Origin of the sequence: Vibrio sp. LB10LO1, assembly GCF_010092875.1 — a bacterium.
Lineage (GTDB): Bacteria > Pseudomonadota > Gammaproteobacteria > Enterobacterales > Vibrionaceae > Vibrio > Vibrio campbellii.
The window spans coordinates 1-14807 of record NZ_JAADJW010000023.1 but is presented as its reverse complement, the minus strand read 5'-3'; the positions used below and the strand labels follow the sequence as shown (position 1 = coordinate 14807).

The 14807-nt window shown below is 45.6% G+C and carries 13 protein-coding genes; 11 read left to right on the top strand and 2 right to left on the bottom strand.

Annotated features, from left to right (window positions below; genetic code table 11):
* Window positions 1-26: 26 nt before the first annotated feature.
* The gene (locus tag GXP65_RS16395; protein ID WP_005430115.1) at window positions 27-1070 is read right to left on the bottom strand and encodes an ABC transporter permease subunit; all 1044 of its coding nucleotides are present in this window, start codon (window positions 1068-1070) and stop codon (window positions 27-29) included.
* Window position 1071: 1 nt separating this feature from the next.
* Window positions 1072-2097 (bottom strand): ABC transporter permease subunit, encoded by a 1026-nt coding sequence (locus GXP65_RS16390; RefSeq protein ID WP_005430070.1) that lies wholly within the window; start codon window positions 2095-2097, stop codon window positions 1072-1074.
* A gap of 821 nt (window positions 2098-2918) precedes the next feature.
* Here GXP65_RS16390 and GXP65_RS16385 point away from each other — a divergent pair.
* The 11 genes from GXP65_RS16385 to trmH all read left to right on the top strand — a co-directional run bounded on the left by GXP65_RS16385 (window position 2919) and on the right by trmH (window position 14752).
* On the top strand, window positions 2919-5402 hold the full coding sequence (locus tag GXP65_RS16385; RefSeq protein ID WP_005430143.1) for a TonB-dependent receptor: 2484 nt from the start codon (window positions 2919-2921) through the stop codon (window positions 5400-5402).
* Window positions 5403-5471: 69 nt separating this feature from the next.
* Entirely contained in the window at window positions 5472-6236 is a 765-nt protein-coding gene (locus GXP65_RS16380; RefSeq protein WP_012126803.1) for a DUF3450 domain-containing protein, read from the top strand.
* A gap of 3 nt (window positions 6237-6239) precedes the next feature.
* A complete protein-coding gene (locus tag GXP65_RS16375; RefSeq protein WP_045420059.1) occupies window positions 6240-7601 on the top strand; it encodes a MotA/TolQ/ExbB proton channel family protein in 1362 nt (453 codons plus the stop codon).
* A 9-nt stretch (window positions 7602-7610) separates the two neighbouring features.
* The gene (locus tag GXP65_RS16370) at window positions 7611-8138 is read left to right on the top strand and encodes a MotA/TolQ/ExbB proton channel family protein (protein ID WP_005430146.1); all 528 of its coding nucleotides are present in this window, start codon (window positions 7611-7613) and stop codon (window positions 8136-8138) included.
* Between the two features lie 25 nt (window positions 8139-8163).
* A complete protein-coding gene (locus GXP65_RS16365) occupies window positions 8164-8571 on the top strand; it encodes a biopolymer transporter ExbD (RefSeq protein ID WP_005430119.1) in 408 nt (135 codons plus the stop codon).
* Between the two features lie 4 nt (window positions 8572-8575).
* Complete coding sequence (locus GXP65_RS16360; RefSeq protein WP_005430078.1) at window positions 8576-9205, top strand: energy transducer TonB; 630 nt, start codon at window positions 8576-8578, stop codon at window positions 9203-9205.
* 11 nt (window positions 9206-9216) lie between these two features.
* The gene (locus tag GXP65_RS16355) at window positions 9217-10431 is read left to right on the top strand and encodes a hypothetical protein (RefSeq protein ID WP_005448461.1); all 1215 of its coding nucleotides are present in this window, start codon (window positions 9217-9219) and stop codon (window positions 10429-10431) included.
* 364 nt (window positions 10432-10795) lie between these two features.
* A complete protein-coding gene (gmk, locus tag GXP65_RS16350; RefSeq protein ID WP_005430186.1) occupies window positions 10796-11419 on the top strand; it encodes a guanylate kinase in 624 nt (207 codons plus the stop codon).
* Window positions 11420-11582: 163 nt separating this feature from the next.
* Complete coding sequence (rpoZ, locus tag GXP65_RS16345; RefSeq protein WP_005379346.1) at window positions 11583-11855, top strand: DNA-directed RNA polymerase subunit omega; 273 nt, start codon at window positions 11583-11585, stop codon at window positions 11853-11855.
* Window positions 11856-11894: 39 nt separating this feature from the next.
* Window positions 11895-14015, top strand: a complete 2121-nt coding sequence (gene spoT, locus GXP65_RS16340) for a bifunctional GTP diphosphokinase/guanosine-3',5'-bis pyrophosphate 3'-pyrophosphohydrolase (RefSeq protein ID WP_005434453.1) — start codon at window positions 11895-11897, stop codon at window positions 14013-14015.
* A gap of 53 nt (window positions 14016-14068) precedes the next feature.
* Window positions 14069-14752, top strand: coding sequence for a tRNA (guanosine(18)-2'-O)-methyltransferase TrmH (gene trmH, locus GXP65_RS16335; RefSeq protein WP_005430068.1), 684 nt, complete (start codon window positions 14069-14071; stop codon window positions 14750-14752).
* Window positions 14753-14807 lie beyond the last annotated feature (55 nt).

The following is a 14807-nucleotide window of genomic DNA, read 5'->3' as shown; positions in this document are numbered from 1 at the left end:
TTTTATGTTTTGCTCACAATGCTTGCTTAAACATAGCGTGTGAATTTTTTCGGGTCGAAAGCTGCTCGAATCGCTTCACCAATAAAGGTCACCATCACCAGTACCAGTACAATTGAAGTCACTACTGAAGACACAATCCATGGCGAGTCTAGGTTTGACTTACCTTGCTGCAGCAGTTCACCCCAACTTGGTGTTGGTGGCATCAGACCAAGGCCTAGGTAATCTAGCGCGGTCAGTGCCGTGATATTGGCCGCGATAGTAAATGGCGCAAGCGTCACGATCATCACCATGGTGTTTGGTAGGATATGATTAAACAGAATACGACCTGTTGATGCTCCTAGCGCACGCGCTGCCATCACATATTCGCGAGCCGATTCTTTATAGGTCATGGTACGCATGTACCAAGTCATCCCCATCCAACCAAACAGTACGTTAATGGCGACGAACAAGGTAAAGGTGGGTTGCACAATGGATACTAAGATCATGATGACGTACAAGAACGGCACCATAGACCACACTTCGATCAAGCGTTGAACAAACAGGTCGAACTTACCACCCCAGAAGCCCATCGCACAGCCAACGGCAGTACCAATCGCGTAAGAGATTGCCATTGTTAGCAGCGCAAATCCCATCGCAGTACGGAAGCCGTAAACCAATCTAGCCAAAATATCACGACCGATTACATCCGTACCTAGGTAGTGTTTATTTTCAGCATCGGGTGCCGTTGGAGGGAAATCACCACTAAAGTCTTGCTCGTATGGGTTCCAAGGAACAATCGGTAGAATCACGAAGTTATCGCCGCCTTCCGCTTCAAATACTTTCTGCAGCTCTCGATAATCGGCTTCACTCGAAGAAGCTTGGCCAAACTCGCTACCTAAACGTACATCACTGACGACTGGGAAATAGTAACTACCATCGTACTTCACCATTAAAGCTTTACTGTTGATCAACAGCTCTGCAAACAGAGAAAGGATCAACATGGTGGATAAGATCAAAAACGACCAGTAGCCACGTTTGATTTCTTTAAAGTGACGGATTTTCTTTTGAGTTAATGGGCTAACTTTAATCATATTACGCTCCAAACTTCACACGTGGGTCGACTAAAGCAACACAGATATCTGAAATGATATTACCAATCAGCAGTAATACCGCGTTGATAGCTACGATGCCCATTACTACAGGGTAGTCACGCTCCATGATGGATTCATAACCAAGCAGACCGATACCATCAATGTTAAAGATTACTTCGATAAGGAACGCACCTGTCATAAAGAACAAAAGTGAATTACCAAAGTGAGAAGCGATAGGAATCAAGCTATTGCGCAAAGCGTGCTTACGTACCGCTTTCTTAAACGGTAAACCTTTAGCAATCGCAGTACGAATGTAATCTGACGATAAGTTTTCCATCAGGTTGTTTTTCATCGTCATCGTCAGCGTTGCAAAGTCACCAATCAAGTAACAGATCAGAGGCAATACCGCATGCCACATAATGTCTTTAGCGCGCTCAAAGAAGGTTTCGTAATCATCAAAATCATCGCCAACAAAGCCCCCCATTGGGAACCATTCTAGGTGATAACTGAATAGCGTAATCAGCAAAACACCAACCACATAACCCGGTAAGGCGTAGCCAACGAAGATAAGAATGGAAGAAGCGGAGTCAAACACGGAGCCATGCTTCAACGCTTTATAGTAACCAAGCGGAATTGAGATAAAGTAACTGATAAAAAAGGTCATTCCGCCATAAAACAGAGATACTGGTAAACGCTCGGCAATCATGTCAGATACCGGTTCGTAGTATCGGGTAGATTCACCCAAATCAAGCGTAACCAAGCGACTTAACCACTCAACATACGCTTCCATGACTGGTTTATCTAAACCGTAAAACGCATTAAGTTCTGCGATTTGCTCATCAGAAAGTGCGGTGTTACCACCAGCTGAGGTCATTGAAGCGGCGCCATCACCTTGTGCTTGCATTTGTGACAGCATGCGCTCTACTGGCCCACCGGGAACAAATCGAGTGATCGCGAAGATAAGAATGGTAATTCCGAGAAACGTTGGGATCACCAGCGCTAAACGGCGTAAAAAGTACGACAGCATATACAACTTGCTCCTTGTCTACTGTCCATTATTAGGCGGGGTTGGATAGGAAAAATCCGGCCCAAAATGGTGCATTTCTATCCTGTAGTAACTAAAGCTGTTGAAACACACTCCCTGAATTTCAAAAGCCAGTTTTTTCCACTACTGCAATAATTTCAGCGTCATATTTATCTTGAATCTGAGTAAGCTTCAAGTGTTTGAATCCAAAACATGACAAACTTCTTCCGATGTCGAAAAATAGAAATGTTTTTGTAAATAATTATAAAAAACCACAAAACCAATTCACACAGAATATCAATCTAGGCACTCTAGAGCCAAAACCCTATATAAACATGCAAATATGAAGAATAAATAGACAAAACAACCTAACTTCCATTTGACCCTAAAATACGAGTGAGCCCTTTTATTACGGTGGGTATCATATTCTGATACCACCCCATGCGATCGAGTTAACATACAGAGCATTCCATAAAAACCTCATAACAGAATAATTCTCTACATATACACCAACTTTCAGTACTAATCGCCCACTTAAAAACTATAGGCAAGATAAGTCATTAATCTTTACAAGAAACACAAAATACGGTGTTTTATTAAAATTTGATCTCGGTTTATAAACGCCACGTAGCAAAATGTGCTGCGATTCATATCACTTTTGGTTTTTTACATCTTTTTTACATTTCTTTATCTCTGTTTACCACTGGTTTGACTTCCTTTTTTCATCTCGGTTATACATGTCCAGAACGTTAACGAAATATTAACGTCATAATTGGTCTTTATATGACCGCACATAGGAAATAATAATAATCGGAGCAACAAGGATGTATAAAAACACAACCGCTTTATCTGTTGCGATCAGCCTTGCACTGGGAACCGCAGCAGTGGCACCTCTAGCAGCACAGGCAGAAGAGCAGCAAGTTGAACAACTTCAGAAGATGAAGGTAACAGGTTCACGTATCTCCACTACGGACATGGAAGGTCCAAACCCAGTAGACGTATATACAGCAGATGACATCGCTAAGATGGGTGCTGTAAGCGTGGATGATGTCCTACGTGGACTAACACAGAATGGTGCAGGCAGCTACGGCAGCTCATTTACTAACAGTTTTGCTGCAGGTACTTCTGGTGTTTCTCTTCGTGGTCTTGGTGCGAGCCGTACTCTAGTTCTACTTAACGGTCGCCGTGTAGCAAACTACGCGTTTGCGCAAAACCTAAACGACACTTTCGTTGACCTAAACTCAATCCCACTTTCAGCTGTTGAACGTATCGACGTTCTCAAAGATGGCGCATCAGCAATCTATGGTTCAGATGCTATCGGTGGTGTAGTAAACGTAATCCTTAAGCGTGATTACGAAGGCTTTGATGTTCGTCTAAATGGCGGCCAAACCTCTTACAGCGATGGTGAAGACCTAGACGTTACACTAACTGGCGGTAAAACATTTAATGACGCAACAAACATCATGGCGTCTCTAAACGTTGTCCAAAAAGGCAACATCATGATGAAAGATCGTCCAAACACGAAGAATGCAGACCACTCTTCACAAGGTGGTTATGACTGGCGCAGCTCTGCTGGTACACCAGGTCGTGTTTACAAAGAAGATGGAACATGGGAATCACTATGTCCAGGTGGTAGTGCAGAATGTAACTACAACTACAACGAAGAAATTGCAATGATCCCAGAAAGCGATCGTTACAACTTCCTAACTAGCCTTAACCACCAGCTAAACGAAGATACAAACTTGTTTGCGGAGCTAAGTCTTAACCGAGTGGAATCAAAAACTATCTCGGCACCGACGCCTGACTTCCAAAACGTGACTATCTCCAAAGACAACCCAAATAACACGTACGGTGAAGACGTAACTATGCGTCACCGTATTCTAGAAGCTGGTAACCGTATCAACGAAATCACAACAGACTCAATCCGTATTGTTGCTGGTGCTGAAGGTTACGCAAACTGGTTTGATACTGATGTAGATTGGACAGCCGATGCTGGTTACCACTACACAGAAACTGAAAACGTAGGTAAGAACTACCTAACAATCGCAGGCTACCAAGCGGCGATCGATAGCGGTGCTTACAACCCATTCGTAACCAATAACCCATCATCTTCACTAGATGGTGCTCGCGTTGAAACAAAACGTAAGGGTGAATCTAAACTTGGTTTTATCAATGCTGGTGCATCTTTCCCAGTATTCGAGCTATCAGGTGGTGATGCTTATGTTGCTGTAGGCGGTGAGTTCCGTTACGAAGGCGGTTCAGACACACCAGATCCGCTAGGTGAAGCTGGTGAAATCATCGGCAGTGGTGGTACGAGTTCAGATGGTGACCGCACTGTATTTGCAGGTTACGTAGAGCTTGTTGCACCGGTTATCGAAGAGGTTGAAGTTCAGCTTGCTGGTCGTGCGGAGCACTACAGCGACTTTGGTTCAGCATTCAGCCCGAAAGTGGCAGTTCGTTACCAACCAATGGATGAAGTTCTATTCCGTGCTTCATACAGCCACGGCTTTAAAGCGCCAACTCTACCTGAAGTTAACGCGGGCGCATCTACAAGCTACCAAACACTTTACGACCCGCAAACTGACACTCGCGGTCAATACAAAGTTATCAGCCAAGGTAACAAAGACCTAGATGCAGAAACTGCGCAGTCATTTAACATCGGTACTGTTATTGAGCCACTTGAAGACCTATCTGTAAAAGTTGATTACTTCTACATCGTGAATGATGACAAGATCGACACACTAGGTGCACAGAAGCTTATCGATGAAAACAGCCCGAACGTTGTTCGTAAAGCAAACGGTGATATCGACTACATCCTAGATGAGTACGTGAACGTTGCTAAGCAACAAGTAAGCGGCATCGATAGTGAAGTGAAATACGACCTATCAACAGATAGCTACGGTGACTTCCTAGTGAAACTAGCTGGTACTTACAACATCGAGTACAAGCAAAGCGATTCAGATGGCAACCTAGAAGATTACATCGGTACTTACTACGGTGGTCCTCGCTTCAAGGGTAAAGCAACGCTTGGTTACGGTTACGAAGATTTTGCGTTCACAAACATCGTGAACTACACACACTCTTACGACACTCGTTACGAAACCGCAGAGCACTCAGAAGTTGATGCCCTTACAACTTGGGACACGCAGCTTGCGTACACAGGTATCGAAAACGCAACAGTTGCTGTTGGTATCCGTAACGTAACTAACGAATTGGCGCCATTCTACAATGAAGCAGAAGGCTACCACTTCGCATTCCACGACAACACAGGCCGTTTCTACTACCTACAACTTGAATACGGCTTCTAAAACCCTTTTTGGCGCGGGACTTTCCCGCGCCCTTATCGACTGACTTTATACACTGACAAGGATGCTACTATGACGTTAAAGAGATTTGGCGTGAGTGCTATTACCACTGCACTGCTGTCTGTAAGTGCTAGTTCTATAGCGGCAGATTCAGGTTCGGTAATTTCTACTCAAGCAAAAACCAACACCTCTGCACAAGTTTCTCAACAAAAAATCGACGGATATGCTGAAAGCGCGGAAAGCATGCTAGCTGAATACAAAGGCTTGCTTCGCCAAATCGACAGCATGAAAGTCTACAACGAGCAAATCAATCGTATGGTTCAATCGCAACAAGGCGAATTGGATTCATTAAACAACCAGATTGCTCAAATCGACCAAACAGCGACTGAGGTTGTGCCTTTAACGCTGAAAATGATCGATGCACTAGATGAATTCGTCGTGCTTGACCTTCCTTTCCAAAAAGAAGAGCGTACCAAGCGGGTCAATGAACTGCGCGACCTAATGGACCGTGCAGACGTAACGACTTCAGAAAAATTCCGTAAAGTGATGGAAGCGTATCAAATCGAAGAAGGCTTCTCTCGCTCGATTGAATCTTACAAAGCTAGCCTAGAGCGCAACGGCGAGACCGTGACTTACGACTTCCTACGTATTGGTCGTACTGCGCTTCTATTCCAATCTCCGGATGGCGGTGAAACAGGTATGTGGAATCAACAAACCCGTCAATGGGAGTCACTACCTGAAAACTACCGTATCGCTGTACAGCAAGGCCTTCGTATCGCTAAGAAACAAGCGCCACCAGCGCTGATCAAACTGCCTGTATTTGCTGGGGAGGAATAAGAAATGAAAGGATTCAAAACTCTAGCCGCTGGTTTGCTAGCGAGCTTATTCATGATTTCTGGTGCACAAGCTGAAGCGCCACAGAACCTATCTGAGCTACTGAAAAACGTAAAATCAGAAAGTATCGTTGAATCAAAAGAGAACAAAGCTCGTGAAGCTGAGTTCAAAAACAACCGTGACCAACAAGCTGCACTTCTTGAAAAAGCTCGTGCAGAACTTGCAGCGCAACAAGCACTTGGTGATGAGCTAAAAGCCACGTTTGATGAAAACGACAAGCAGCTAACTGAACTGACTGAAACACTGCGCGTTCGTTCAGGTACTTTAGGTGAGATGTTTGGTGTGGTTCGCCAGTATGCTGGTGAGTTTAAAGGTCTATTTGCCGCTTCGCAAAACGCCGTTCTTTTCCCTGAGCGTGATGCTCTGCTGTCTAAACTAGCAGAAAGTAAAGAACTGCCATCAACGCAAGAACTTGAAGCGTTTTGGCACACCATCCTACAACAGGTAGTTGCATCAGGTGATACAACGACAGCTGAAGCAACCGTTGTATACGGTGAAGGTAAAGAAGCGGTACGTGACGTAACCCTAGTGGGTGAGTTTAACGCAATCGCAGATGGCAAATACGTAACTTACGTACCTCAAACTGGTAAGTTCGAAGAGCTATCACGTCAACCAAGCAAAAACATCACTCGCCTAGTTGGCGGTTTTGAAGCAGCAGACGGCACATACGAACCACTGTTTATCGACCCATCTCGTGGTGTGATTCTGTCTCTACTTGTGCAAAGCCCTACGGTTCAGGAACGTATTGACCAAGGTGGTATTGTTGGCTACGTAATCCTAGCTATGGGTGCAGTTGGTGCACTGATCGCACTCGCTTGTTACCTACGCCTATTGGTTATCGGTGGCAAGATGCGTAAGCAAGCGAAATCCGACACTGTTATTCCTGGCAACCCTCTAGGTGAAGTTATCCAAGCTTACCAAGAACATAAAGGTGACAACCTTGAAGATCTTGAAGCGAAACTGGACGAAATCATCCTACGTAACGCACCGAGCATTGAACGCTTTATCAGCTCAATCAAACTGTTCGCTTCTGTAGCACCACTTCTTGGTCTACTAGGTACAGTTATGGGTATGATCGGTACGTTCCAAGCCATCACACTATTTGGTACAGGTGATCCGAAGCTAATGGCTGGCGGTATCTCAGAAGCACTTGTTACTACGATGCTTGGTCTGGTTGTCGCAATTCCTCTACTGTTCCTGTACACCATCGTACACAGTAAAGGTCGTCGTTTGGTTCAAACTCTTGAAGAACAGAGTGCAGGCTTCATCGCTCGCTATCAGGAAAAACTGCATAAAGCCGAAAGCTAAGGAGGCGTTATGTGGTGGTTAGTTGGAGAACTTGAATCAATTAGGCGCTTCTTGGGAATGGGTGGCGACGTGCTTGTCGTCATCTTTATCCTCAGCTTCATGTTGTGGGCAGTATTGCTAGAACGTTGGTTTTACTTCGCTGCCGTCGCTCCAAAAGCAATGAAAAAAGCCGTTAGCTTTTGGGAAGAGCGCTCAGAACATAAAAGCTGGAACGCTAAGATGATCCGACAAGAAATCGTTTCTCGTCAGGATATTGAGAATAAAAAGGGACTACCAATCGTTAAAGTACTGATTGCACTTTGTCCCCTACTTGGTCTACTCGGCACCGTTGTCGGCATGATTCAAGTATTCGATATCTTAGCGGTTACAGGTACAGGAAGCCCTCGAGCAATGGCCTCGGGGATCTCAAAGGCAACAATCCCAACATTAGCGGGAATGGTGGCTTCTTTATCAGGACTGTTCTTTAGTACTCGTCTTGATCATTTAGCCAAAGTCACCACGCAGAAGCTTGAAGACAAGCTAAAGCATATTGCCTGAGTAAACGGAATTAGAGGTATAGGTCATGAAGAGACGCTATAGCAATGACAGCAGTGATGAAGCTGCTATCGATATGACACCGATGCTCGACATCGTCTTCATCATGTTGATCTTCTTTATCGTAACAACATCGTTCGTTAAAGAAGCCGGTCTAGAAGTAAATCGCCCTACGGCAAGCTCAGCGCAAACCGTGAAGAAAGGTAACATCATGGTTGCCATCGGCGCTGCGGGTGATGTTTGGGTTGATAAACGTCGCATCGAAGTAGATGCAGTACGTGCCAACATCGAACGTCTACGTGCAGAAAGCCCAGACGGTGCGGTTGTTATCCAAGCGGATACTGAAGCTAACGCTGGTGTAGTCGTGAAGGTTATGGACCAGATTAAGATGGCAGGTGTAGAAAGCATCTCCATTGCCGCAACCAATAAGGATTAAGCCTATGCGGTATCTGGCCTCAATTGCACTGGCGCTCATTGTCTCCCTCGGATTGTTCTGGGGGATGGACAAGCTAGTAAACAAAGAGCGCCACGAGCTAGTGTCGAATGATGATCTCCGTATGGTTGAATTCATTCGCATTAAACCGGACGAAAAAATACAGGAGAAAAAGCGCGAACTACCAAAACCACCACCACCGAAACGTCCGCCACCGCCACCTGAAATGAAGGTGACGTCTACGGTCAAACCGGTGATGGATCAAATCCCAATGGACATGCCGAAACTTGACCTACCAGTTAATGTTACGGGTGGTTCAGTACTTGGTCACTACTCTCAGGGCGGTGGTTCAGTAGCGGGATCGGGTGGTCCAGTACCATTGGCGACTTTCCAACCTCAAATGCCTCGTAAAGCGGCGAAGTCAGGTCTAGAGAAAGGCGTGGTATTGATTGAATTCACCGTTAACGCTCGCGGCGCGGTTGAAGACATCAAAGTAGTAAAAGAGACACCTCGTCGACTTGGTTTGGGTAAAGCAGCAAGAAAGACCGTATCAAAATGGACTTTCAAACCTAAGATGGTTGATGGACAACCGGTGGCCTCGCGCATGGCTCAAGAAATTGAGTTCACCACCAACTAGGGAGTCACAATATGAAATTACTCAAGACATTGCTGGCTTCTGTTGCGTTAACAATGGGTGTGCTTAGCACACCTGTTGTTGCCAAAGATTCGCCACAGCTTTCTGATAAAACATTTAAAGTCGTTAACAAAGTTCAAGAACTGATTGCGACTGAGAAATACTCTGATGCAATCGAAAGATTGAACAAGGCACTCGGCAAAACTTCGAAGAAGTATGACCGTGCAGTACTGCTGCAACAGATGGGCTTCTTGTACTCAATGAGAGACGACTATGTAAAGGCATCTAAGTACTTTGCAGAAGCGCTTTCTCTAGATGCTCTTCCAGTACCCGTTGCACAGCAAGTTCGTTACAGCCTTGCTCAGCTATATCTTGCTGAAGAACAGTTTAAGAAATCGGTTAAAACCATGGAAAAGTGGTTTGCCGTAGCTGAAACAACGAAAGAAAAGCCACAAGCACACGCTTACATCACGCTAGCAAGTGCTTACGTTCAAATGGAAGACTACCGTAAAGCAATCGCACCAACTAAAAAAGCAATTGCAATGACGAAGAATCCAAGTGAATCGTGGTACATGCTTCTGATGGCTTCTCATTACGAGCTAGGTCAAATGAAGAGCGTTGCAAGTGTTCTTAAGATCCTAACCACCAAGTACCCACAGAAAAAGCGCTACTGGATGCAACTTTCTGGTACTTATATGGAGCTGAACCAAGACAAGAATGCACTTTCTGCTTTGGAAATGGCTTATAAACTGGGTTTGTTTGAAGAAGAGAAAGAGTACTTACGTCTAGTAAACTTCCTTGCTTATCAAGAGATCCCTTACCGCGCGGCAAAGATTCTAAAAGATGAAATGGCAAACGGTAATATCGAAACAAACCAAGAAAACTTAGAGCGTTTAGCGTCATTTTGGCAGCAGTCTAAAGAGCTTGATAATGCGATTGATACCTATCAAACCGCTTATCAACTGGCCCCGAAGACAAAAAGCCAGCTAAAAATTGCCCGTTTGATGATTCAAGCGAAGCAATACCAAGCCGCTTCTAAGTTTGCTGCGACGCCTGCCTCTGATGCATCGCGCTCGCAAGCCGCAGAATTGCAATACATCCGCGGCATGGCTTTCTTTGAATTGAATCAGCCAACTCAAGCGCTTAAATCAATGAAGAAAGCAGCACAATCGGATTCGATGAGACAAGTAGTGAGTCCATGGATCAACTACCTAGAGTCGCAAGGCTAATAGGCACTCGTCATCTGAAAAGTAGTAACCAAAGTGGTTGTGGTTGCTCCGAAAATTAAGTGTGAGTCAGTCGCACGCCTGGGGAAGTGAAAGCTTCCCCTTTTTTCGTTTCTGTATAAAGAAGGCGAATTCATACCACACCTCAAAGATCCAAAAGATCGGCTAGCAACCTCAGGGAGATCATGATACTCTTCGCCTCCATTTTTCTGGCGGGTTTATCACCAATCTCAAGCAGTTTGATGAGGAAATCATCAACGCCAGTGCTATCGTTATACCAATCTCGTGAATAAACGTCATTGGCATGACAACAAGGTCGAGACTTCTTTCGGCATTCACTCAATCCAACCAAAAGTGGAACAGTACAATGGGCAAAGGTACTCTCTATATCGTATCTGCACCTAGCGGCGCAGGTAAATCTAGCTTGATCTCAGCAATGTTGGAGCGTAACCCAACATATGCAATGAAAGTGTCTGTGTCTCATACTACTCGTGGCATGCGCCCTGGCGAAGAAAACGGTATCCACTACCATTTCGTTGCAAAAGAAGAGTTTGAAGCTCTGATTGCACAAGGCGACTTCCTAGAATACGCAGAAGTGTTTGGTAACTACTACGGCACATCACGCGTATGGATTGAAGAAACGCTAAACAAAGGCATCGACGTTTTCCTAGACATCGACTGGCAAGGCGCACGTCAAATCCGTGAGCAAATGTCAGAAGCGAAAAGCATCTTTATCCTACCACCATCAAATGGTGAGCTAGAACGCCGTCTAAACACTCGTGGTCAAGACAGCGAAGAAGTGATCGCAAAACGCATGGCAGAAGCAAAATCTGAAATCTCACACTACAACGAGTACGATTACGTAATCGTAAACGACGATTTCGATACTGCATTAATGGACTTTAAAGCCATTCTACGTGCGGAAAGATTGAAGGAAGAAAAGCAAGCTGCTAAATATAAAGGTATGCTTGACGCGCTTCTAGCAGAGTAATTCTGCACTGAAACACAAATTTTCGCTTCTTTATTACGGTAAGGAAGCTTATATTGCTTATATAGAAAGTCATTGTTGTTGCACGTCTTATCGCTAGTAAATATTACGCTGAGACTGTATACTTTCTCGTCATTCAAAATTTAGTTAACTATTTGGAGTCCTCATGGCACGCGTAACTGTTCAAGACGCTGTTGAAAAAGTTGGCAACCGTTTCGACCTAGTACTGATTGCGGCTCGCCGCGCTCGTCAAATGCAAACTGGCGGTAAAGATGCACTAGTGCCAGAAGAGAACGATAAGCCAACGGTTATCGCTCTACGCGAAATCGAAGAAGGTTTAATTACTAAAGAAGTTCTAGACGCTCGTGAACGTCAAGAACAGCAAGAGCAAGAAGCGGCAGAGCTAGCGGCAGTAAGCAGCATCGCTCACAACCGTTAATTCTGACTTTAGAATTCAACAACCTCCCGGGCCTATAATTTGTATCTATTCGATAGCCTCAAAGACGTTGCCCAAGAATACCTAACAGAGCCTCAAATTGAGGCTCTGCGTCAATCTTATGTGGTAGCAAGAGATGCCCATGAAGGGCAAACCCGCTCAAGCGGTGAACCATACATCATCCACCCAGTCGCTGTGGCTCGAATCTTGGCCGAAATGCGCCTCGATATCGAAACCCTCCAAGCTGCTTTGCTGCATGACGTCATCGAAGACTGTGACGTTACAAAAGAAGATCTCGAAGAGAAATTCGGCAATACCGTCGCTGAGCTGGTTGATGGTGTATCTAAACTGGACAAACTCAAATTCCGCGATAGGAAAGAGGCTCAAGCCGAGAACTTCCGTAAGATGGTTCTGGCGATGGTGCAAGACATCCGCGTTATCCTGATCAAACTGGCTGACCGTACGCACAACATGCGCACGTTAGGTGCCCTGCGCCCCGATAAAAAACGCCGTATTGCTCGCGAAACCCTGGAAATCTACGCGCCACTGGCTCACCGTCTTGGTATTCACAATATCAAAACGGAGCTTGAGGAGCTTGGCTTCGAAGCGCTTTACCCGAACCGCTACCGCGTTCTAAAAGAAGTGGTAAGAGCGGCACGTGGTAATCGTAAAGAGATGATCCAACGTATTCACAGCGAAATTGAAGGTCGACTCGAAGATGTTGGCTTGAATGCGCGCGTGTTAGGTCGTGAAAAGAACCTGTTCTCCATCTATAACAAGATGAAAACCAAAGAACAGCGTTTCCACACCATCATGGATATCTACGCTTTCCGAGTGGTTGTTGATACTGCCGATACTTGTTATCGCGTTCTAGGCCAAGTGCACAGCTTGTATAAGCCCCGTCCTGGTCGCATGAAAGATTACATTGCGGTACCGAAAGCGAACGGCTACCAATCGCTACATACTTCTATGGTTGGCCCACATGGCGTGCCAGTTGAAGTTCAGATCCGTACCGAAGATATGGATCAAATGGCGGACAAAGGTGTCGCTGCGCACTGGTCATACAAAGACAAGGGCGACAAGTCTGGTACAACAGCGCAAGTGAAAGCTCAGCGTTGGATGCAAAGCCTGCTTGAGCTACAACAAAGCGCTGGTAACTCATTCGAATTCATTGAAAACGTAAAATCGGATCTTTTCCCAGATGAGATTTACGTCTTCACACCAAAAGGTCGTATCGTTGAACTGCCATTAGGCGCAACGGCTGTCGACTTTGCTTATGCCGTACATACTGATGTCGGTAACTCTTGTGTTGGTGCTCGTGTTGACCGTAACCCTTACCCACTAAGTAAGGCACTGAAGAACGGTCAGACAGTAGAAATCATCAGTGCACCAGGTGCGCGTCCAAACGCAGCTTGGTTGAACTATGTCGTGACTTCTCGCGCTCGCACTAAGATTCGTCAAGTATTGAAGACCATGCGTCGTGAAGAATCGATTACCTTAGGCCGTCGTCTACTGAATCACGCTTTAGGTCGTCATTCGATTGATTCAATCTACCCAGAAAACATCCAAGAAGTGCTGACGGATCTGCGCCTAGAAAGCGTCGATGATCTGCTAGCAGCCATTGGATTGGGTGAATTGATGAGTATCGTCATCGCACGTCGCTTATTGGGTGACACTGATGAATTAACCACCACAAGCTCGATTCCAAACGAATCTAACAAGAAGCTGCCAATCCGTGGTGCAGAAGGTCTGCTACTGACTTTCGCAAATTGTTGTCACCCTATACCGGATGACCACATCATTGCTCACGTATCACCAGGTCGTGGTCTTGTGGTTCACCGTGAAACGTGTCCAAACGTTCGCGGATACCAGAAAGAGCCGGACAAATACATGGCAGTCGCTTGGTCTGAAGAGTACGACAAAGAGTTCATCGCGGAACTGAAAGTCGATATGCTCAATAACCAAGGTGCGTTAGCGGAATTGACCAATGTGATTTCGAAAACCGGTTCGAACATTCACGGTCTTTCAACCGAAGAACGCGACGGTCGCTTGTACACCGTTACCGTTCTGCTAACCACCAAAGATCGTGTTCACCTTGCTGGCATCATGCGTAAGATTAAGACCATGCCACAGGCGACTCGAGTCAGACGAAGAAAGAACTAAACTCTATCGCCACCCACACTCTGGGTGGCGATTTTTTTATATCCCTATTTATTATGAATTTAGAACGTTACAACCGCATCCATCAGGTGTTAAAAGCACGCCAAACCGACCTCACCCTGTGCCTTGAAGAAGTTCATAAGCCGAACAACGTTTCTGCAGTGATCCGTACCGCTGACGCAACAGGCTTACACAAAGTTCATGCGATTTGGCCCGACAAAATGCGCACACTGACCCACACCTCAGCAGGGGCACGCAACTGGGTTGAAGTGGATACTCACGATTCGATTGAAACTGCGATTACCGAACTCAAAGCACAAGGCATGCAAGTTCTGGTCACCAACCTTTCAGACACCGCGGTCGACTTTCGTGAAATCGACTACACCAAGCCAACGGCGATCATTCTTGGTAGCGAAAAAATTGGCGCTTCAGAGCAAGCAAAGAAACTCGCAGACCAAGACATCATTATTCCAATGATCGGTATGGTGCAGTCTTTGAATGTCTCAGTCGCCAGTGCGGTGATTCTTTATGAAGCGCAGCGTCAGCGTGAAGCCGCTGGTATGTACGAACGTGAGGAAAGCGCCCTACCAAAAGAGACCATCAACCGCATTCTGTTTGAGCGAGGCCATCCAGTCTTAGCAAAGGTAGCGAAGCGCAAAGGGCTAGAATATCCACAACTTGATGACGAAGGCCAAATCGTGGCTGACGAATCATGGTGGAAAGAGATGCAGAAGAAATAAATTCGGGATTCGGGATTCGGGATTCGGGATTCGGGATTCGGGATTCGGGATTCGG